The following is a 21,008-nucleotide window of genomic DNA, read 5'->3' on the forward strand; positions in this document are numbered from 1 at the left end:
GTACACATGAAGACGACATCGCGGTCGTTCTCCCGAGCCGCGGCAGCTTCGGCTTTCCTGGCGGCGTCGCTCGGGGTTTCGCTGGTGCTCGCCAACTCCGCCGCCGGCGCGGCCTCGACGCTCGGCGCGGCGGCGGCCCAGAGCGGCCGGTACTTCGGCGCCGCCGTCGCGGCAAGCAAGCTCGGCGACTCGACGTACGTGAACATCCTGAACCGCGAGTTCAACATGGTCACGGCCGAGAACGAGATGAAGTGGGACGCCACCGAGCCCAACCGGGGGCAGTTCAACTACAGCAGCGGTGACCGGATCCTCAACCAGGCCACCGGCAACGGCAAGCGGATGCGCGGGCACGCGCTGCTGTGGTACCAGCAGGAACCGGGCTGGGCGCAGCGCATGGAAGGCTCCGACCTGCGCCAGGCCATGATGAACCACGTCACCCAGGTCGCCACCCACTACAAGGGCAAGATCTACGCCTGGGACGTCGTCAACGAGGCGTTCGCCGACGGCGGCAGCGGCGGCCGCCGCGACTCGAACCTGCAGCGCACGGGCAACGACTGGATCGAAGCCGCCTTCCGCGCCGCGCGGGCCGCCGACCCGGCCGCGAAGCTCTGCTACAACGACTACAACACCGACGGCGTCAACGCCAAGAGCACCGGCATCTACAACATGGTCCGCGACTTCAAGGCCCGCGGCGTCCCGATCGACTGCGTCGGCTTCCAGTCCCACCTCTCCGGCAACCCGCCCGGCGACTACCAGGCCAACCTGCAGCGGTTCGCCGACCTCGGCGTCGAAGTCCAGATCACCGAGCTCGACATCTCCGGCTCGAACCAGGCGAACGCCTACGCCGCGGTGACCCGCGCCTGCCTGGCCGTCGCCCGCTGCGCCGGCATCACCACCTGGGGCATCCGCGACACCGACTCGTGGCGCACCGGGGAGAACCCGCTGCTGTTCGACGGCAACGGGAACAAGAAGGCCGCCTACACCAGCGTCCTCGACGCGCTGAACTCCGCCACCCCGACCACACCCACCACCCCGACGACGCCGACCACCCCCACGACGCCGACCACGCCCACCACGCCGACGACCCCCACCACGCCGACCACGCCGAACCCGGGCGGCTGCACCGCCTCGGTGTCGCTGAACCAGTGGAACGGCGGTTTCGTGGCCAACTTGAAGGTCACCGCCGGCTCGAGCGCGCTCAACGGCTGGCGGGTGACGACGAACCTGCCCGGCGGCGCGGCCGTGACCAACGGCTGGAGCGCCACCAACAGCGGCACCACCGGCAGCGTCACCTGGTCGAACGTCTCCTACAACGGCACGGTCGCGGCCGGGCAGTCGACCGAGTTCGGCTTCCAGGGCACCGGCAGCGCCGAAGGCCTCACCGCGACCTGCGCAGCGAGCTGATCCCCCTTCCCCGAACGGAGACCACTGTGCCCCGACGAAGGCGCCTGCTCGCCTGGCTGACCGCGGCCCTCTGCGCCACGGCGCTCCTGCCCGGCACCGCGCACGCCGACAACCCGATCGTGCAGCACATCTACACCGCCGACCCGGCTCCGCTGGTGCACAACGGCCGCGTCTACCTCTACACCGGACACGACGAGGACGGCTCGACCTACTTCACCATGAAGGACTGGCGGGTCTGGTCGTCCGCGGACATGGTCAACTGGACCGACCACGGCTCGCCGATGAGCCTTTCGACGTTCAGCTGGGCCAAACAGGACGCCTGGGCCGGGCAGGCCGTCGAACGCAACGGCAAGTTCTACTGGTACGTCCCGGTGGTCAACCGCGCGACCGGCCGGATGGCCATCGGCGTCGGCGTCGCGGACAGCCCCACCGGGCCGTTCCGGGACGCCATCGGCCGCCCGCTCGTCGAGAACGGCGAGATCGACCCGACGGTGTTCATCGACGACACCGGCCAGGCGTACCTGTACTGGGGCAACCCGAACCTCTGGTACGTGCGGCTCAACGCCGACATGACGTCGTACTCCGGTGGCGTCACCCAGATCCCGCTCACCACCGCCGGCTTCGGCACGCGACCCAACGGCGGCAACCGGCCGACGCTGTACGAGGAAGGGCCGTGGGTCTACAAGCGCAACGGCCTGTACTACAACGTGTTCGCGGCCAAGTGCTGCTCGGAGTTCATCGGCTACTCCACCGCGCCCGGCCCGACCGGTCCGTGGACCTACCGGGGCACGGTGATGCCCACGCAGGGCAGCAGTTTCACCAACCACCCCGGGATCGTCGACTACAAGGGCAGTTCGTACTTCTTCTACCACAACGGCGCGTTGCCGGGCGGGGGCGGCTACACCCGCTCGGTGGCGGTGGAGAAGTTCGCCTACAACGCCGACGGCACCATCCCGACCATCAACATGACCACGGGCGGGCCACCGCCGGCCGACACGCTCAACCCCTTCGTCCGGCAGGAAGCGGAGACGATCAACCGGGAGTCCGGGATCGAGACCGAGCCGGCCTCCGAAGGCGGCATGAACATCGGCTGGATCGAGAACGGCGACAACGTCAAGGTCCGCAACGTCGCGTTCGGTGCGGGCGCGAAGACGTTCACCGCCCGGGTCGCCTCCGCGGGCTCCGGCGGCACGATCGAGGTACGGCTGGGCAGCGCCACCGGCACCGTGGTGGGCCGCTGCACCGTGCCCGCCACCGGCGGCTGGCAGACGTGGACGTCAGTGTCCTGCCCGGTGAGCGGCGTGACCGGCACGCAGGACCTGGTGTTGCGGTTCGCCGGCGGCAGCGGCTACCTCTTCAACGTCAACTGGTGGCAGTTCTCCGCCTGACCCGAAAGGACAGACGTGGTGTCACGCCGACGATCCCGGGCCGCCGTCTCGGCCCTGCTCGCCGCGACCGGCCTCGCCGGCGCCGTCCTGGTGGCGACCCCGGCCGCGCACGCCGCGGCCGGGTGCTCGGTCACCTACACGAAGACCTCCGAATGGCAGGGCGGCTTCGGCGCGTCCGTGTCGATCACGAATCTCGGCGACGCGGTCGACGGGTGGACGCTGACCTGGTTGTTCACCGGCGGCCAGCAGGTGGGCCAGCACTGGAACGCGACCATCACCCAGGCCGGCGCCACCGTCAGCGCGAAGAACGTCGCCTACAACGCGGCCATCCCGACCGGCGGCAAGGCGGAGTTCGGCTTCAACGGCTCGTTCACCTCGGCCAACCCGACCCCGTCGGAGTTCCGGCTCAACGGCACCCTCTGCACCGGCGGCGTCGAACCCACGGCCCCGTCCACGCCGACGACCCCGACCACCCCCACGACACCGACCACCCCGGACCAGCCGGCGGCGAACTTCACGAACCCGGTGCTGTGGCAGGACTTCGCCGACATCGACATCATCCGGGTCGGCAACGCCTACTACTACTCCGCCTCGACGATGCACTACTCCCCCGGCGCGCCGATCCTGCGCTCCTACGACCTGGTGAACTGGGAGTTCGCCGGCCATTCGGTGCCCAAGCTGGACTTCGGCGCGAAGTACGACCTCAACGGCGGGCGCGGGTACGTGCGCGGCATCTGGGCGTCGTTCTTCAACCACCGCGCCAGCAACGACACCTACTACTGGGGTGGCTGCGTCGACTTCGCCAAGACCTACATCTACACCGCCACCGCCGTGGACGGGCAGTGGTCGAGGCACACGACGATCGACAAGTGCTACTACGACGCCGGGCTGCTCGTGGACGACGACGACACGATGTACGTCGCCTACGGCAACACCACCCTCAGCGTCGCCCAGCTGTCCAAGGACGGGAAGACCGAAGTCCGCTCGCAGCAGGTCTTCCAGACGCCGTCGAACATCGGCACGCTCGAAGGGTCGCGGTTCTACAAGCGGAACGGCAGCTACTACATCTTCGTGACGCGCCCGGCCAACGGCCAGTACATCCTCAAGGCGAGCAGCCCCTGGGGGCCGTACACCGTCCAGCAGGTCCTGCTGAACCTGCCGGGCCCGATCTCCGGCGGCGGCGTCCCGCACCAGGGCGGGCTGGTGCAGACGCAGAACGGCGACTGGTACTACATGTCCTTCGTCGACGCCTACCCCGGCGGCCGCGTCCCGGCGCTCGCCCCGATCACCTGGACGGCCGACGGCTGGCCGCGGCTGCAGACGGTCGACGGCCGCTGGGGCGTCACGTACCCGAAGCCGAACCTGCCGCCACCACCGCGTCAGGTCGAGCCGATGACCGGCACCGACACCTTCCCGGGCCCGACCCTGAAACCGCAGTGGGAGTGGAACCACAACCCGGACACCACGAAGTTCTCGGTGAGCAACGGCCTCAAGCTGTCGACGGCCACGGTCACCAACGACCTGTACGCGGCCCGCAACACGGTGACGCGCCGGATCCAGGGCCCGAGCTCCACGGGCACCGCCACGCTCGACCTGACGTCGATGCGCGACGGCGACCGTACGGGCCTGGCGATGCTGCGCGACTCCTCGGCCTACATCGGCGTCAAGCGGGACGGCGGCCGGAACCGGATCGTCATGGTCAACGGCCTGACCATGGACGGCAACTGGAACACCACCGGCACCGGGACGGAGGTGGCGAGCGCGGCCCTGACCGGCAGCAAGGTCTGGTTGCGCGCGACCGCCGACATCCGCCCCGGCACCGGACGCCAGGCCCGGTTCTCCTACAGCACCGACGGGGTGAACTTCACGCCGCTGGGCACGGCGTTCACGCTCAACAACGCCTGGCAGTTCTTCATGGGTTACCGCTTCGCCGTCTTCAACCACGCCACCCAGGCGCTCGGCGGTGCGGTCACCCTCCAGCGGTTCGACCTGACCACGCCGTAGCCCGGTGGGGACTTCGCCGGCCCGGCTGCTCGCCGGGCACGGCGAAAGTCCGGTCGACCTGCCAGAACGCCCGGGTCGGCGGCTCGGGCGCGGGCCGCCGCCCGGCCTGCCGCAGCGGCCGGGTCGGCGGCTCCGGGTTCGTCCGCGGCGAAGGCGCCTTCTGCTCCTTCGTCGGCACACCCGCGTAGCGCAGCCGCGGGAGCAGGCGTTCCTGCTTCATGATCACGCTGTGCGGGGCGACGTGCGCGTGCTCGCCGATGTCCGCGCCGTACAGCGGAACCGTGCCGTGGGCGAGCGTCGAGTGCGCGCCGACGTACACGTGGCCGATCTTGAGCACGCGGTCCTCGAAGGTGTGGGCCTGGAACATCGCGCTGACCGTGGCGCCGTCGCCGAAGTGCAGCATGTCGGGGTCGACGACCTGGGCGAACCCCTCGCCGAGCACGACCCGCCTGCCGATGTCCATGCCCATCCGGCGCAGGTAGAGCGGCAGCATCAGGGTGCCTTCCAACGCCGAGAGCACGCCGCTCGCGATGACACCCCAAGCGACGTACAGGAAGTCCCACCGGCTGCACCAGCAGGACCACAGCGGGTGCACGCCCGGCTTGACCCGCCCGAGCAGCCCCCACTTCAGCGCGAGGACGACCAGGCACGGCAGCAACGCGGTCAGCAGCGTCACGATCGCGGCGCCCGGGAAGACGAACACGGCGAACGGCAGGGCCGTCGCGGCGTAGGCGATCATGACGAACCAGGCGGTCATCACCGCCAGGGGAACGACCGGGAGCGCGAACCGCAGCCATTCCCAGAACACCCGGGTGACGACCCGCGCGACCGACGGGTCGTGGGTGAGACTGCGGTCCGTTTCCACAATCTCGCGGCGCGGCAGCAGCATCGGCGGGTGGCCGAACCACGACGTGCCGGGCCGCATGACGCGGTCGTCGGCGACCGTGCAGACGCCGATCAGGATGTCCGGCGGCAGCCGCTGCCCGCCCGGGACGACGGCGTGGTTGCCGAGGAACGTGTCGCGCCCGAGCCGGACTTTCGCGAGCGTGACCGTGCCCTGCTGGATGCGGGGGCCGCCGAGGTAGATGCCGTCGGCGAAGAACGTGTCCGGCCCGATCTCGACCAGCTCCGGGACGACGTCGATGATCGTGCTGATCTCGCAGCCGCGGCCCACCCGCATCCCGGCCCAGCGCAGCCACACCGGCCAGAACAGCCCGCCCGACAGCCAGTTCCCGGCCGTGGTGACCAGGCCCGTCTTGAGGCTCACCCGGATGTAGGCGGGACTCCAGCGGCTGATCACGCCTTCCTCGACGCGGCCGAGCGCGCGGGCGCAGAGCGCTTCGACCCAGACCCCGATCAGCAGCGAGAGGCAGCTCGCCACCGCGAAGACGAGCATGAAGACGCCGTGCGCCCATGGCCGGGTGACCGCGTCCAGCAGGGCCGGGTAGGTGACGTCGAAGGCCAGGACGAGTCCAATGAGGACGATCGAGAGGGGCAGCGCGAACACCCAGGTGAACAACGCCCGCGCGGCGATGGTCGCGAGCCCGTGCGCGAACGGCGACAGCATGCTGCCGGTGACCACCGGGACGGGCGCGCGCGGCGCGGGGCCGGCGTCGTGGGCGGGGACGCCGTCCCAGCGGCGGCCGTCGGGCACGGCGCTCCCGGACGGCAGGGACGACAGCGCGGCCAGCCAGGAGCCGCGGCCGAGCCGCGTGTTGGGTGACATGCCCGCGCGGACGTCCACGGTGGCCCCGCCGGCCACGGTGACCCGGCCGATCACCAGGTGCCCCTCGGTCAGCTGGACCAGGCCGAGCTGGGCGTCCTGGCCGATGGTGGCGTCGTCGCCGATGTCGAGGAGGTCCCAGCCGCCCTGGACGACGTCGACGCCGCGGTGGATGTGCACGCGCTTGCCGATCCGGGCGCCGAGCCGCCGCAGCGCCATGTTCTGGAACTCCGTGCCGGCGATGGTGCCCCACGGCACGAACCGCAGCAGGTGCCGGACGATCCACAGCCGCAGGTGGAACCCGCTCCACACCGGCACCCGCATCGGCTCGAACCTGCCGATGAGCAGCCGTTTCGCCCGCACGGCGGCGAACACGGCGACCGGCGTCCAGCCGAACCCGATCGCCACGAGCGCGATCGGCAGCAGCACGATCAGCGCGACCAGGCCGATCCGCTCGGCCAGCCAGGGCAGCGCGACGAACGCGGCGAACCAGCCGGCCGGCGCGGCGATCGCCAGTTCGCCGGCCAGCCAGGCCGCCTGGGCCAGGGTGACGGCGACCGCGCCGCGCGCCGGGGCGGCGACCGCGCCGAGCTCGTCGTGGGTCGCCGGCGCGGCCAGCGCCGCCAGCCCCGACACCGTGCGGGCGCGGTAGACGTCCCGGACGGCGATGGCCTCGGTGAGCGGGTTGGCGCGCAGCTTCGAGATGAGCATCGCCGCCTGCAGCGAGCTGCCGCCGAGGTCGTCGAAGAAGTCGTCGCCGGCGCCGATGTCGTCGGTCCCGAACACCTCGCGGAGAGCGGCCGCGATGAACTCCTCGGTCTCGGTGCCGGTTTCCCCGGCCGCGTGCCGCCGTGCGGTCGTCAGCACCGGGAGGTCGGTGCGGCGCAGCTTGCCGCCGGCACTGCGCGGCAGCGTCTCGATCTCCCCGAAGACCGCGGGGACCATGTACGGCGGCAGGGCATGGCGCAGGTGGTCCTTGAGCTCGGCGGTGCCGGGCATGGCGCCGTCCGGCACCAGGTGCGCGGCGATCACCTGGCCGGCGCCCTCGCCCTGGACCCGGCAGGCCGCCTCCCGGACGCCGGGGAACCGGGCCAGCGACGCCTCGATCGCCTCCAGCTCGATCCGGTAGCCGCGCAGCTTCACCTGGGAGTCGATCCGGCCGTGGTAGAAGAGCGTGCCGTCGGCTTCGGCGTGCACGAGGTCGCCGGTGCGGTAGAGCCGGCCGAGCCGTGGGTGCTGCGGGAACTTCTCGGCGGTGAGCTCGGGCTTGCCGTGGTAGCCCAGCGCCAGGCCGGCGCCGCTCATGCACAGCTCGCCCTTCTCCCCCGGCCCGACCGGTTCGAGCCGCTCGTCGAGCACCCAGGCCCGCATGCCCGGCACCGGCTTGCCGACCGCGACGGGCTTGCCGGGCTCGACGTCGGCACGCAGGCAGGTCACCGTGCACTCGGTCGGCCCGTAGCCGTTGACCATCCGGCGGCCGGGGGCCCAGCGCTCGGCGACGTCGTCGGGCAGCGCTTCCCCGCCGACGTAGAGCAGCCGCAGCTCGGGCAGCTCCTGCCGGGGGTGCTCGCACGCCGTCGCGCGCAGCAGGGTCGGCGGCGGGCACAGCACGGTGATCCGTTCCCGCCGCAGCCACGGCACGAGGTCCGGGCCGAGCCGCGCGGTCTCGTCGTCCAGCACGACGACGGTGGCGCCGCACGCCCACGCCATCCACGCTTCTTCGACCGAGGAGTCGTACGCGGGCGAAGAGCCCTGGGCCACCCGGTCGCCGGGGCCGAGGCCGAACTCGGCGACGTCCGAGCGGATCAGGTTGACCACGCCCTGGTGGCCGACCAGGACGCCCTTCGGCTTGCCGGTGGTGCCGGAGGTGTAGATGACGTAGGCGAGCCCGGGTGGCGCGGCGGGCGCGATGACAACTGGGGCTTCGCCCCAGGCCGGGGGCTCCGCCACCCGGAGCCCCCGAAAAGCCGACGTGGCCGGCTGCGCCGCGGGCTCGGCCGGGCCGTCGACGCGCTGCACCGCCCCGGTGTAGCCCGCGCGGACCGCTCGTTCGTGCCCGGCCCGGTCGGTGACGAGCAGCGCGGGTGCCGCGTCGCCGAGGATGTGGCCCAGCTGCTCGTCGGGGAACGACGGGTCGAGGCAGACGTAGGCCGAGCCGGCCCGCAGCACGCCGAGCTGGGCGAGGTAGAGGTCCTCGGTGGTGCGGGACAGCAGGATCGCGACGATCCCCGGCCGCCGGACCGCGTGCCGCACCGCGCGGGCGACGGCCGCGGACCGGCGGTACAGGTCGCGGTAGGTGACGGTCCGCCGCGGCCGGCCGCCGGACGGCGGGACGTCGACGGCGACCGCGGCCGGCCACCGGCGGGCCGACCGCTCGAAGAAGTGGTGCAGGGCCTCGGCGGTGCTGCCCGGCTGGAGCGCTTCGCTCACTCCTCACGCCCCGACGGGTTCGGCGAGGCGGCCGTCGAGCACGGCCAGCAGGTACGGCGACAGCAGCGGGCGCAGGGCCGCCCGCCGCGCGGGCGTCAGGTACCGGAAGCCCTGGACGACGCCGTCACAGCGCTCGCTGCCGCAGCGGCACTCGAACGGCTCGGCCATGTCGTACTCGGTGCTGGCGTAGTGGAACGTGATCTCCGCCCACGCCGGGATCGGGCGCAGGCTGAGCACCGACCGGTCGCGGATCACCGCGGCCGGCTCGCAGGCGTGGTTCATGAACCGCCACGAGTAGCGGTCGAGCACCTCTTCCAGCGGACAGCCGGCGGGCAGGTCGACGTGCTGCCGCTCGCCGAGCTGGACGGTGTAGCGCGTCGGTGTCGCCGTGAGCTCGCCGTCGAGGGTGAACAGCAGGGTGCCCGCCGGCACGGCCTGGTTGGTGACCAGCCGGTATTCGCCCTCGTTGCGGACGACGGCCGCGCGCCGCGCCTCGATGATCTCGGTCATCCGTGACCTCCCGGGAGTGGTTGTCTGACCAGGGCCACGCGGGCCGGTGCCGGGGAGTTCAGGGCCGCCTCTCAGGGTCCTCTCAACGACCGGCTGCTACCGATCGCGGTGAACCGGACACCGCGCGCAGCCGTGCACCACTACAGGAAGTGGATCAACGGCTACGGAGGTCACCCCGCCATGCGCTCCCGACACAGGAAGATCAGCCGAGGCAAGATCCTGGCCGCGGCGGCCGCCGTGCTGGCCGCCGGCACCGCGGCCATCGCCCTCCCCCAGGCGAACGCGGCCGGCGGCGCCGCCGGCGACGCCGCGTCCCAGGCGGCCGCCCGGGCCATCACCGGCACGGCGTGGGCGGTCGACGAGCGGACCGGCGAAACGGTCGTCACCGCCGACAGCACCGTCCAGGGCGCCAAGTGGGACAGCTTGGTGGCGGCCACCCGCGGCAAGGCGGTCCGCGTCGAACGGACACCCGGCGTGCTGAGCCTGTTCGCCGAAGGCGGCGACGCGATCTTCGCCGGCGGCGCCCGCTGCTCGCTCGGGTTCAACGTGACGACCGCCAGCGGCCCCGCGATCCTCACCGCGGGCCACTGCACGGCCGCGGGTCGCCAGTGGTCGACGACGCAGGGCGGCCGGCCGGTCGCGACGGTCAAGCAGTCGACGTTCCCGGGCAACGGCGACTTCGCCCTCCTGACGTACAACAACCCGGCGACCAACGCCCCCAGCGCCGTCGACACGGGCGGCGGCCGCACGGTGGCGATCGCCCGCGCGGCGGCGGCCCAGGTCGGCCAGCAGGTGTCCCGGATGGGCAGCACGACGGGCCTGCACAGCGGCCGGGTGACGGCCCTGAACGCGACGGTGAACTACCCGGAGGGCCGGGTCACGGGCCTGATCCAGACGACGGTGTGCGCGGAGCCGGGCGACAGCGGCGGATCCCTGTTCGCGGGCGACAGCGCCATCGGCATCACCTCCGGCGGCAGCGGCAACTGCCGCGCGGGCGGCGTGACGTTCTTCCAGCCGGTGACCACGGCACTGGCCGCGGTCGGCGCCCGCATCGGCGGCTGACCCGGTACCCCTGCCGCACCCGTCGTGAGTGGTAAGGCGCGTCAGAACGCGCCTTACCACTCACGAGCGCCGATCGGCTGGTGTGCGCCGGCCGGTCGGCGGGTCACGGCAGCCGGGCTCCGGGTGGCGGGCGCCGGCCGCTCCCCGCGAGACTGGGCGCATGGTTCGAGTGGTCGTCGTCGACGACGAGGAGCTGGTGCGGTCGGGCTTCCGCCTCATCCTGCAGGCGGCCGGCGACATCGAGGTCGTGGCGACCGTCACCGGTGCGCAGGCCGTCAAGGAGGTGGGCCTGCGGCGCCCCGACGTCGTGCTGCTCGACATCCGGATGCCCGACGTCGACGGCCTGACCGTCCTGCGGCAGCTGCGCGGCACGGCGAACCCGCCGGTCGTCGCGATGCTCACCACCTTCGACTCCGACGAGTACATCGCCACCGCGCTGCGGTCCGGCGCGGCCGGGTTCATCCTCAAGGACACCGCGCCCGAGCAGCTCGCCCAGCTCGTCCGCACGCTGGCCGCCGGCGGCGTCGTCCTGTCGCCGAAGGTCACCCGGACGGTCGTCGACGGCTACCTCGACTCCGGTGCCGGCTCCGCCGCGGCCGAGCAGGCCGCCGCGCTGTCCGAACGGGAGCGCGCGGTGCTCGTGCTCATCGCCGAGGGACTGTCCAACACGGACATCGCGGGCCGGATCCACGTCAGCGTCGGCACCGTGAAGGACCACGTGTCCGCGATCCTGACCAAGCTCGGCGTCGGCAGCCGGGTGCAGGCGGCGCTCGTGGCCCAGCGCGCGGGCCTGCTCTCCGACGGCGGACCCGCGTCGTGAACCGGACGCAGACCGCCCTCGCCGACGCCGGGCTGATCGTCGTCGCCGCCCTCGACGCCGCGTTCAACCAGCCGGCCGGTCCGCTGACCACCGCCGCCGCCGTCGTGGCCGTCGGCGCGCTGCTCGTCCGGCGGCGGTGGCCCGTGCCCGTCTTCGCCGTCACCCTGCCCGCGCTGGTGCTGCTGGGGTCGGTGATCGCGACGCTCGTCGCGCTCTACGTGGTCGCCGTGCGGTACTCGAACCGGGGCCTGCTCACCGCCTGCGGCCTGCTCGCCGCGGCCGGCTACTTCGTGCCCGGCCTCGAGTTCGAGTACCCGCGCACCGACCTCGCGCTCACCCTCATCTACGCGACCATGACCGCGGCGGCCCCGATCTTCTTCGGCAGGCTCGTCCACGCGCGGCAGGAGCTGGCGCTGCGGCTGGCGGACATCCGCGCCGCGCGCGAGCACGAGCGGGAGCTGGACGCGCAGGCGATCCTGGCCGCCGAGCGCAACCAGCTCGCCCGCGAGATGCACGACGTCGTCTCGCACCAGGTCAGCCTGATCGCCGTCCAGGCGGGCGCGATGAGCGTGTCCACCCGGGACCCGGACATGAAGGCGGCAGCCGAGAACGTCCGGCGGCTGTCGGTGGACACGCTCGACGAGCTCCGGCACATGGTCAACCTGCTGCGGGCGTCCGGCAGCTCGGCCACCGGACTGGCTCCGCAGCCCACACTGTCCGATTTGGACCGGCTGGTGGCCGGCAGCGGCATCGAGACCACCATGACCGGGACCGCGCCCGAGGGCATCGACACCGCCGTCCAGCGCACGATCTACCGCACCGTGCAGGAAGCGCTGACCAACGTCCGCAAGCACGCCCCGGGCAGCACCGCGACCATCGAGTTCGCCCAGGAGGACACCGACCTCACGGTGACCGTCGCCAACAGCGCGCCCACCCGGCCGACCCTGCCGCTGCCCAGCGCGCGGCACGGGCTCGTCGGCCTCCAGGAACGCGCCGCGCTGCTTGGCGGGACGGTCCGGGCGGGTCCCCGGCCGGACGGCGGCTACCGGCTGCAGTTGCGGCTGCCGCTCGCCACCCGGCACCGTTAGCCACCCGCGAAACGGTTCCCGGCCACCACCGTAGTGTCGGTGCGAACAGTTCGCGGCTTGCGGAGGCGACATGACCGGCGACCGGCTCCTGGCGGTCCTCCGCCGGCTCGGGGCGACGGCCACCGCCGAGGACACCTGGCAGCTGCACGGTGCGACGTGGCAGGCGACCGTGATCGTCAACCCGGAACGCTGGCTGGGCCTGGAGTTCGAGGCGCGCGACCCGGTGACCGGCCGGCGCGCCACCTACGACATCGACACCGACCTCTACGACATTTCGCAGGAGTCGCAGCGCGATTTCGCCGAGGAGATCGAACGCGACATCGTCGAATTCCTCGAGAACCTGCGGCGGGGGGCGGTGCTGCGCGGCACCGACGGGGCGAAGTTCGTGCTGGTGTTCCCGTCGGACGGCGCGTATGTCCGCGTGACGCGGGGCCGCGTCATGACGAAGGCATCGACGCACGCCGACCTCGACGCGGCCAAAACCGGCGGCGGCTTCGTTCGCCTGGACTGACCGGCTACCCGAGCAGGAGCTGCTCCAGCACGTCCGGCCCGGAAACGAGCAAGAACCCGGCCAGCGCCATCGGCACCAGCCACGCCGCCACCCGGACCGCCTGCCGCCGCGAGCGGATCCCCCGCGCCAGGACCAGGGCCAGCGCCAGCAGCGTCGCCACCGTGAACACCACCCCGTCGGCGCGATCGGACCGCCGGACCACCTCGCCGATCAGCAGGCCCGCGGCCAGTGCCGTGCTCACCGTGCCGCGGACGTCTTCGCGGCCGATCGGGCCGAACACCAGGCCCGCGGCCGTGCCCGCCAGCGCCGCCAGGACCAGCCACAGCGCCAGCTGCTCGAGGTTCACCGAGTACGGCATCCCCGGGTACCTGATGCCGTACATGACGTCCTTGCCGTAGTAGAACGCCACCACCGCCGCGGCCAGTGCGACGGCGGCGCGGAGGATCGCGCGGCCGTCGCGGGCTCCGGGGACCACCGCCGCCAGCAGGGCGATCCACAGCGTGAACGCGTGGGCCAGCGGCCGCAGCGCCGGGCTGTAGTAGGCGTACGCCCCCAGCGCGCCGGTGGCCAGGCCGCCCAGCAGCGCGGCGGCGTCGGACATCGTGATCCGGCGTGGCTCCGGCAAGCTGACCCCCCAGGTCGAAGGCCGCCACTGTAGCGGCGCGTGACCGGGGGTCGCCCGATCGGGGACGCGTTACCGCATACTGGTGAGGTCCCGGCGGAAGGAGAGGCGGCTTGAGCGCAACCGCGGAGACGGATACCGGCGCGTTCGGGCACCCGGCGTTGTTCTACCGGGGTGCCACCGAATACCTGGCGGGCACCGTGCCGTTCGTGTGGGGCGGCCTCGCCGCCGACGAACCGGTCGCGGTCGCCGTCCCCGGCGACAACCTCGCCCTGCTGCGGCGGGAGCTCGGCGCCGACGCCGCCCGGGTCCGGCTGCTGGACATGACCGAGGCCGGGCGCAACCCCGGGCGGATCATCCCCGGCGTGCTGCGCGCCTTCGCCGACAGCCACCCCGGGCGGCCGGTGCGGATCATCGGCGAACCCATCTGGGCCGCGCGCTCGGCCGTCGAATACCCGGCGTGCGTCCAGCACGAAGCCCTCATCAACCTCGCCTTCGCCGGCCGGGACGGGACGATCCTCTGCCCCTACGACGTCGAGACGCTCGCGCCGGACGTCCTCGCCGACGCCGAAGCCACGCACCCGGTCCTCGTCGACGGCACCGGACGGCGCCCCAGCACCGCCTACGACCCGGACGGCGTCATCGGCCGGTACAACGAGCCGCTGCCGGTGCCGGACGGGGCGTTCGAGCTCGCCGGCACCACCGACCTCGCCGCGGCCCGGGCGCTGGCCCACGTCCGCGCGGCCGCCTGCGGGCTGAGTGCCGACCAGGTCGCCGACGTCGAGGTGGTCGTGACGGAGCTGCTGTCCAACAGCGTCGAACACGGCAGCGGCGCGGGCACGGTCCGCCTCTGGGGCGGCGACGGCGAGTTCGTCTGCGAGGTCCACGACGGCGGCCGGCTGACCGACCCGCTCGCCGGGCGCCACCCCGCGAGCCCCTACCAGCCGCGCGGCCGCGGGCTGCTGCTCGTCAACCACCTCGCCGACCTGGTCCGCCTGCACACCGGCGAGGACGGCGTCACCTTCCGGGCGTACTTCCGCGCCTGAGCCGCCGGGACACGAAACCACCCACCACCGCCCCGATCGCGACACCCCCGTACACGTCGGTCGGCCAGTGCGCCCGGGTCCGGAGCCTGCTGTAGCACACCGCCGCCGCCAGCGGGGCCAGTGCCGCTCCCGTCGAGGGCTCGGTGAGGGCGACGGCGACGGTGAACGCGGCCCCCGTCGTCGCGTGCGTGGACGGGAACGCCGACGACCTCGGCTTTTCCAGCAGCGCGCGGCGGGCGGGCAGGTTCTGCGCCGGCGGCCGCGGGCGGCGCAACACCGCCTTCAGCCCGTGGCCGAACGCCATGCCGGCCGCGGCCGCGGCGAGCCCGTGGCCCGCGGCCCGGCGGCGGCGTCCCGGGCGCCGCGCCAGCACGCCGGCCACGAGCACCCACAGCAGGCCGCCCTGGGCCGCCGCGCTGAGCGCCGTGACCGGCCACGCCGGCCGGGTGACCGGAAGGTCGTTTTCGTCCGGTCCGTCCTCCACGCGGACAGGTTCTTCGCTCGGCATGGCCCCCAATTGCCCGCCCCGGCGCCGGTTCAACCACCCGATCTGTCCACCGTGGAGCATCCCGGCGTTTGTCCGTGCCGGACGCGGGTACCCGTGCGTGGTGATTGCCTTGCGGCGAACCCGGGTGGCCGCCGTCGTCGCGGTCGCGGCGCTGGCGGCGGGCTGTGGCACCGACGCCCGGGCCGAGACCGTGCACGCCGGGCGGGAAATCCGGGGCCAGCTCGAACTCCTGCGCCTGGTGGTGACCGCCGACCGGGCCGCGGTGCCGCCGGTGCCCAGCCTCTCGGTGACCGTCCGGGACGCCGCCGACGAGCTCGGCGCCGCGGGCCAGGACGTCGGCGAGCTCACCGACGACCGCGCCCGCGCGGCACTGGCGTCGATCACCGACCGCGCGGTCGCGGTGGCCCACCGGCTCGACGACGGCCTGGGCGACGGCACCGACGACGGCCTCGACCGGATCGACGCCGAGCTGCAGGGGCTCATCGGCGAGCTCGCCCGCTGGGGGGTGACGTCGTGAGCAAGCGGCTGCTCGCCGTCACCCTCGGCATCCTCACCGCGGTCGGCGGCTTCGTCGACATCGGCGACCTCGTCGAAAGCGGGGTCGTCGGCGCCCGCTACGGGATGGCGATGGTGTGGGTGACCGTCCTCGGCGTGCTCGGGATCTGCGTCTACGCCGACATGTCCGGGCGGGTCGTGGCGGTGTCCGGGCGCCCGGTGTTCGACCTGATCCGCGAGCGGCTCGGCCCGCGGATGGCGCTGCTCAACCTCACCGGGTCGTTCCTCATCACGCTGCTGACCGTGTGCGCGGAGATCGGCGGCGTCGCGATCGTCATCGAGCTGGCCTCCGGGGTCGACCGGCTGGTCTGGGTGCTGCCGATCGGCGTGCTCATCTGGCTGGTGGTCTGGCGGGTGGGTTTCGAGCGGATGGAAACCGGCTTCGGCCTCGGCGGGCTCGCGATCGGGGTGTTCGCCGTCGCGGTGTTCTTCCTGCACCCCGACTGGTCGTCGCTCGGGGCGCAGGTCGCCGGCCTCGGCCCGCCGCCGGACCAGGCGCTGCCGACCTACGCCTACCACGCGGTCGCCCTGTTCGCGTCGGCGATGACGCCGTACGAGGTGTTCTTCTTCTCCTCCGGCGGCGTCGAGGAGGGCTGGAAGGTCAAGGACCTGCCGGTGCAGCGCGCGAACGTGCTGCTGGGCTTCCCCCTCGGCGGCCTGCTCGCGATCGCCGTGATGGCGTGCGCGGCGACGGTGCTGTTCCCGGCCGGGGTCGACGTCAGCCAGGTCAGCCAGATCGTGCTGCCGGTGACGCTAGCGCTGGGCACCGCGGGCCTGATGATCGTGCTGATCGGCATCTTCGCGGCCACCTTCGGGGCGGCGCTGGAAACCGGGCTGTCGTCGGGGTACATGCTGGCCCAGTACTTCGGCTGGGACTGGGGCAAGCGCCGCGCGCCGCGGGGCGCCGCCCGGTTCCACGTGACGGTCGGCGCCGGCCTGCTGCTCGCGGTGCTGGTGGTGCAGACCGGCATCGACCCGGTCGGCCTGACCGAGATCTCGCTGATCTTCTCGGCGGTGGCGCTGCCGCTGACCTACCTGCCGGTGCTCATCGTCGCCAACGACCGCGAGTACCTCGGGAAGCACGCCAACGGCCATTTCAGCAACATCGTCGGCATGATCATGCTCGTCGTCATCGCCGTCGCGGCGCTGGTGGCGATCCCCTTGATGATCTTCACGGGAGCAGGCCGATGAACCCGTGGACCGACCTCGGCCGCATCGACCTCGGCGACGCGCTGCTCGACCGCCAGATCATCGGCGAAGACGGCACGGTCGTCGGCAAGGTGGACGACCTCGAGCTCCGCGCCGAGGGCGGCACGTACGTCGTCGACGCGCTGCTGGTGGGCCCGGACGCCCTCGCCGACCGCCTCGGCGGCCCGATCGGCGGCCTCCTGCGCCGCATAGGCCGCGGCTTCCGGGCCCGGGCCCCGCAACGGATCCCGCTCACCGCGATCCGCCGCCTGGAGCCGACGATCGTCGTGACGACGGCGGTCGCGCAGGCCACGGACAGCCCGTCGGAGGACTGGCTGCGCCGCCGCATCATCGACCGCATCCCGGGAGCCGGCCGTGCGAGCCGGTGAGCTGATCGGCCGCCCGGTCCGCGACGCGGCGGGCCGCGACCTCGGCGCGATCCGCGAGATCCGCGCGGAGGCGGTCCCGAACGCGGCCGGGATGCCGGAACTGGTGGTGCGCGGGGTGATCGTGGGCCGTACGCGGGTGCGGCTGTTCGGCTACCAGCGCCACGACCAGCGCGGGCCGGCGCCGCTGGTGGCCCTGATCCGCCTGCTGCACCGGCACAGCCGATACGTCGCCTGGGAAGACGTGGACGCCTCCGGACACCAGGTCCTCGTGCGGCGGCCCTTCGCCGAACTCGCCCCGCTCGACCGGCCCTGAACGTACGGACGCGCCGGGACCGCGGCCGCCCGGGGACGGCCGTCAGCTCTGGCTGGGGATCTCCGTCGCGCGTTCCCACCCGGACGGCAGCCTGCTGACGTTGAGGGCGTGGTCGAGGCCGCTGGCCGACAGCGCCCGGCGCACCACCCGGTTGTCGCCCGTGACGATGCGCAGTGTCGCGTTCTCGCGGGCCACCCTGGCCTGGATGCCGCCCAGTGCCGCGAGGCCGGCGCCGTCGAGGAAGTCGACCTCGGACAGGTCGAGCACGAGGACCGGGAACCGGCGGTGTGCCCACGTGCTCAGCGCCGACCGCACCTGCGGGGCGCTGTCCGCGTCGAGCGCGCCGCGGATGCGGACCATGACCGCGCCGAAGTACGGGCGGATCACCTGGATGTCGGACGCTGTGCGCTCTTCGCGCTTCGACGGCGCTACGGGGATCGCCGTCGCGGGGGGCTGCACGACTAACATTCTTCCACGCCTCATTCGCAGATGACGTGACGAGCGGGCCGTGGTCGACCGGCACGCTCGGTCGCTGGCAAGTGTCGCTGGCAAGTCGGGGGACGGATGCTGCTGAACCGCACTTCGCAGCGTAGTCCTTGATCCGAACGGCGCAACCCCGCCAACGGCCGAACCGCCTACCCCCGCACGCGACCCGCACGCGCGCACCTCAAACCACCCATCCGGGTGAATCCACGCTCTTCCGTCCACATCGGACTCCGGCCTCGGCCCGCACGCCGGCGGCCCCCTTGACACGGACCGGCTCGCCGCCGCATCCTGATTTCCATCTCAGGGTTCCTGATATACAGTCGCCCCATGCTCGATCCAGCTCAGTGAGGAGTCGGCCGATGACCGCAGTGGAGGAGCGCCCGGGCACCAGACCGGACATCGCACCGGGACGGCTGTTCGTCGGCGGCCGGTGGACCGAAACCACCGACCGCTTCGACGCCGTGGACCCGGCCACCGGCCGGACCCTCACCTCCCTCGCGCGCGCGAGCGCCGCCGACGTCGACGCCGCCGTGGCCGCCGCCCGGCAGGCGTTCGACGGCTGGGCCGCGACGCCGGGCCGGGAGCGGGCCCGGGTGCTGCACCGGGTCGCCGACCTGGTGCGGGCCCGCGCCGACGAGATCGCGGCCGTCGAGAGCGCCGACGTCGGCAAGCCGATCTCGCTGTGCCGGGCGGTCGACGTCGAAACCGTCGCCGAGCAGTACGAGTACTACTCCGCACTGGCCCAGGGCGTGGACGGCGCGACGCGCCAGATCCCCATCCCGTCGCACGCCTACACGCGCCGCGAGCCGCTCGGCGTGGTCGCCGCGATCACCCCGTTCAACTTCCCGCTGATCCTGTCCACCTCGAAGATCGCGCCCGCGCTGGCCGCCGGGAACACCGTCGTCCACAAGCCGGCCGAAGACACCTCGCTCAGCGCGCTGCTGATGGCCGAGCTGCTCGCCGAGGCCGGCGTGCCCGACGGCGTGCTCAACGTCGTCACCGGCTTCGGTGCCGAAATCGGGGAAGCGCTGCTGAGCCACCCCGGGATCGACAAGGTCGCCTTCACCGGCTCGACCGCGGTCGGCAGGCACGCGGCGAGCGTGGCCGGCGAGCACCTCAAGCCGGTCACCCTGGAGCTGGGCGGCAACGCGGCGCACATCGTGTTCGAGGACGCCGACGTCGAGCAGGCGGTCGCCACGGCGATCAAGGCGTTCGTCTTCAACACCGGCCAGTTCTGCATGGGCGGGCCGCGGCTGCTCGTCGCCGACGCGCTCTACGACACGGTCCTGGGCGCGCTCGCCGAGGCCGTGCCGCACGTGCCGGTCGGCGACCCGTTCGACCCCGCGACCGTGGTCGGGCCGATGGCGGGCGAGCGGCACCGGGCGAAGGTGGAGCAGTACGTCGAACTGGCCCGCGCCGACGGCGGCCGGATCGTCGCCGGCGGCGGGCGGCCGGACATCGACGGCGGGTTCTTCTTCCAGCCCACCGTGATCGCGGACCTGCCGGCGGACTCCCGCGTCGTCCAGGAGGAGATCTTCGGGCCCGTGCTGACCGTGCAGCGCTTCACGACCGAAGACGAAGCGGTCGCGCTGGCCAACAGCACGCCCTACGGCCTCGCGGCCGGGCTGCAGACGACGAACCTCGCCCGCGCCCACCGCGTCGCCGCGCGGCTGCAGGCCGGGATCGTCTGGGTCAACGACTGGGCGATGCTCGACCCCGCGATCCCCTTCGGCGGCGTCAAGGACTCCGGCTTCGGCCGCGAGTACGGCCCCGAATCCCTCGACGCCTACACGCGCACGAAGTCCGTCGTCATCTCCCTCGCCTGAGCCCGGGACCGGAACACCAGGAGAAGCCCATGCCCACCACCACCGCGGCCGTCGTGGAGTCGGCCGGCGCCGGGTTCACCCTCGGCGAAGTGGCCCTCGACGAGCTCCGCCCGGACGAGGTCCGCGTCCGGATCGTCGCCACCGGCGTCTGCCACACCGACCTCGGCGTCGCGGCCGGTGCCCTGCCGTTCCCGCTGCCCGGGGTGCTCGGCCACGAAGGCGCCGGGATCGTCGAGGAGACCGGCGCCGCGGTCACCCGGGTGCAGCCCGGCGACCGGGTCCTGCTCAGCTACACCTCCTGCGGCCGCTGCGCGAACTGCCGCGACGGCCACCCCGCCTACTGCGAGACGTGGCTGCCCGCCAACCTGCTCGGCGGGCAGCGCCCGGACGGCACCACCCCGATCTCCCGTGACGGTACCCCGCTCGGCGGGCACTTCTTCGGCCAGTCCAGCTTCGCCGGGCACGCCGTCGCCGACGAACGCAGCGTCGTCAAGGTCGCCGCCGACGCGCCGCTGGACCTGCTGGCCCCGCTCGGCTGCGGGATCATGACCGGCGCCGGCGCCGTGTGGCACGTCCTCGCCCCGCGGCCGGGCGCCACGCTGCTGGTCACCGGGGCCGGCGCGGTCGGCCTCTCCGCCGTCATGGCCGCCCACCTGACGCCGTCGACGCGGATCATCGCCGTCGACCGCGTGGCGGCCCGGCTGGCGCTGGCCCGGGAACTCGGCGCCACCGACACGATCGACACGAGCGTCGAGGACCTCGCCGAGGCGGTCGGGAAGCTCACCGGCGGCCGCGGCGTCGACGGCGTCGTCGAAACCACCGGCAACGCCGGCGTCCTCGGCACGGCGATCGGCGCGCTGGCCGCGCGCGGCACCGCGGTCGTCGTCGGCGCGCCCGCGTTCGGCACCGAGGTCGGGGTGGACGTCAACTTCCTGCTGCCCGGACGGCACGTCGTCGGCCTGACCATGGGCGACGCGGACACCCAGGCGCTGGTGCCGACCCTGGCCGAGCTCGTCGCCGCGGGGCGGTTCCCGCTCGAAAAGCTGGTCACGCACTACGAGTTCGGGCAGATTCAGCAGGCAGTGGACGACATGCTCGCCGGCACCACGATCAAACCGGTGCTCCGCTGGTGAAG

19 protein-coding genes are annotated in these 21,008 nt (G+C 73.0%); 14 read left to right on the top strand and 5 right to left on the bottom strand.

Going from position 1 to position 21,008, the window contains the following annotated elements; translation table 11 throughout:
• Positions 1-6 precede the first annotated feature (6 nt).
• Genes BLW76_RS30655 through BLW76_RS30665 form a run of 3 tightly spaced genes read left to right on the top strand, consistent with a single transcriptional unit; the run spans position 7 to position 4,796 of the window.
• Positions 7-1,404 carry a glycoside hydrolase family 10 protein gene (locus BLW76_RS30655; RefSeq protein WP_091313922.1) on the top strand — a complete coding sequence of 466 codons (1,398 nt, stop codon included), beginning with the start codon at positions 7-9 and terminating at the stop codon, positions 1,402-1,404.
• Positions 1,405-1,430: 26 nt separating this feature from the next.
• Positions 1,431-2,792: a glycoside hydrolase family 43 protein gene (locus BLW76_RS30660; protein ID WP_091313924.1), complete on the top strand. Its 1,362-nt coding sequence runs from the start codon at positions 1,431-1,433 to the stop codon at positions 2,790-2,792.
• Between the two features lie 18 nt (positions 2,793-2,810).
• Positions 2,811-4,796, top strand: coding sequence for a family 43 glycosylhydrolase (locus tag BLW76_RS30665; RefSeq protein WP_244170389.1), 1,986 nt, complete (start codon positions 2,811-2,813; stop codon positions 4,794-4,796).
• Here the strand turns inward: BLW76_RS30665 and BLW76_RS30670 are convergent.
• Both BLW76_RS30670 and BLW76_RS30675 read right to left on the bottom strand, forming a co-directional pair.
• Complete coding sequence (locus BLW76_RS30670; protein WP_091313928.1) at positions 4,762-8,949, bottom strand: non-ribosomal peptide synthetase; 4,188 nt, start codon at positions 8,947-8,949, stop codon at positions 4,762-4,764. The genes BLW76_RS30665 and BLW76_RS30670 overlap by 35 nt on opposite strands.
• 3 nt (positions 8,950-8,952) lie before the next feature.
• Positions 8,953-9,459, bottom strand: coding sequence for an SET domain-containing protein-lysine N-methyltransferase (locus BLW76_RS30675; protein ID WP_091313930.1), 507 nt, complete (start codon positions 9,457-9,459; stop codon positions 8,953-8,955).
• 180 nt (positions 9,460-9,639) lie between these two features.
• Here BLW76_RS30675 and BLW76_RS30680 point away from each other — a divergent pair, with 180 nt between their 5' ends.
• The 4 genes from BLW76_RS30680 to BLW76_RS49265 all read left to right on the top strand — a co-directional run bounded on the left by BLW76_RS30680 (position 9,640) and on the right by BLW76_RS49265 (position 12,940).
• A complete protein-coding gene (locus tag BLW76_RS30680; RefSeq protein WP_091313932.1) occupies positions 9,640-10,521 on the top strand; it encodes a S1 family peptidase in 882 nt (293 codons plus the stop codon).
• 160 nt (positions 10,522-10,681) lie between these two features.
• Entirely contained in the window at positions 10,682-11,341 is a 660-nt protein-coding gene (locus BLW76_RS30685) for a response regulator (RefSeq protein WP_091313934.1), read from the top strand.
• A complete protein-coding gene (locus BLW76_RS30690; protein WP_091313937.1) occupies positions 11,338-12,429 on the top strand; it encodes a sensor histidine kinase in 1,092 nt (363 codons plus the stop codon). Before BLW76_RS30685 ends, BLW76_RS30690 begins: the two co-directional genes overlap by 4 nt.
• Before the next feature lie 70 nt (positions 12,430-12,499).
• Positions 12,500-12,940: a hypothetical protein gene (locus BLW76_RS49265; RefSeq protein WP_091313939.1), complete on the top strand. Its 441-nt coding sequence runs from the start codon at positions 12,500-12,502 to the stop codon at positions 12,938-12,940.
• Positions 12,941-12,944: 4 nt separating this feature from the next.
• Here BLW76_RS49265 and BLW76_RS30700 read toward each other — a convergent pair whose 3' ends face one another.
• Entirely contained in the window at positions 12,945-13,565 is a 621-nt protein-coding gene (locus tag BLW76_RS30700; protein WP_143060709.1) for a DUF6518 family protein, read from the bottom strand.
• 110 nt (positions 13,566-13,675) lie between these two features.
• Between BLW76_RS30700 and BLW76_RS30705 the strand changes: the two genes are divergently transcribed.
• Positions 13,676-14,608, top strand: a complete 933-nt coding sequence (locus BLW76_RS30705; protein WP_091313944.1) for a sensor histidine kinase — start codon at positions 13,676-13,678, stop codon at positions 14,606-14,608.
• Here BLW76_RS30705 and BLW76_RS30710 read toward each other — a convergent pair.
• Entirely contained in the window at positions 14,580-15,092 is a 513-nt protein-coding gene (locus BLW76_RS30710) for a phosphatase PAP2 family protein (protein ID WP_244170390.1), read from the bottom strand. The genes BLW76_RS30705 and BLW76_RS30710 overlap by 29 nt on opposite strands.
• Before the next feature lie 133 nt (positions 15,093-15,225).
• On the opposite strand from BLW76_RS30710, the gene BLW76_RS30715 reads away from it, so the two are divergent.
• The 4 genes from BLW76_RS30715 to BLW76_RS30730 are packed head-to-tail and all read left to right on the top strand — an operon-like array spanning position 15,226 to position 17,561.
• Positions 15,226-15,633, top strand: coding sequence for a hypothetical protein (locus BLW76_RS30715; protein WP_244170391.1), 408 nt, complete (start codon positions 15,226-15,228; stop codon positions 15,631-15,633).
• The gene (locus BLW76_RS30720) at positions 15,630-16,862 is read left to right on the top strand and encodes an NRAMP family divalent metal transporter (RefSeq protein WP_091313952.1); all 1,233 of its coding nucleotides are present in this window, start codon (positions 15,630-15,632) and stop codon (positions 16,860-16,862) included. Before BLW76_RS30715 ends, BLW76_RS30720 begins: the two co-directional genes overlap by 4 nt.
• Complete coding sequence (locus tag BLW76_RS30725) at positions 16,859-17,248, top strand: PRC-barrel domain-containing protein (protein WP_091313955.1); 390 nt, start codon at positions 16,859-16,861, stop codon at positions 17,246-17,248. The genes BLW76_RS30720 and BLW76_RS30725 overlap by 4 nt, the downstream gene beginning before the upstream one ends.
• A complete protein-coding gene (locus tag BLW76_RS30730; RefSeq protein ID WP_091313957.1) occupies positions 17,235-17,561 on the top strand; it encodes a hypothetical protein in 327 nt (108 codons plus the stop codon). Before BLW76_RS30725 ends, BLW76_RS30730 begins: the two co-directional genes overlap by 14 nt.
• Before the next feature lie 42 nt (positions 17,562-17,603).
• Here the strand turns inward: BLW76_RS30730 and BLW76_RS30735 are convergent, their stop codons facing one another.
• On the bottom strand, positions 17,604-18,029 hold the full coding sequence (locus BLW76_RS30735; RefSeq protein ID WP_091313959.1) for an STAS domain-containing protein: 426 nt from the start codon (positions 18,027-18,029) through the stop codon (positions 17,604-17,606).
• Between the two features lie 377 nt (positions 18,030-18,406).
• On the opposite strand from BLW76_RS30735, the gene BLW76_RS30740 reads away from it, so the two are divergent.
• Together BLW76_RS30740 and BLW76_RS30745 are read left to right on the top strand one after the other, a co-directional pair.
• Positions 18,407-19,873 carry an aldehyde dehydrogenase family protein gene (locus tag BLW76_RS30740; RefSeq protein WP_091313962.1) on the top strand — a complete coding sequence of 489 codons (1,467 nt, stop codon included), beginning with the start codon at positions 18,407-18,409 and terminating at the stop codon, positions 19,871-19,873.
• A 29-nt stretch (positions 19,874-19,902) separates the two neighbouring features.
• Positions 19,903-21,006: an NAD(P)-dependent alcohol dehydrogenase gene (locus BLW76_RS30745; protein WP_091313964.1), complete on the top strand. Its 1,104-nt coding sequence runs from the start codon at positions 19,903-19,905 to the stop codon at positions 21,004-21,006.
• Positions 21,007-21,008: the final 2 nt, after the last annotated feature.

It is taken from the genome of Amycolatopsis tolypomycina (genome assembly GCF_900105945.1).
In the GTDB taxonomy this organism is placed as follows: Bacteria; Actinomycetota; Actinomycetes; order Mycobacteriales; family Pseudonocardiaceae; genus Amycolatopsis; species Amycolatopsis tolypomycina.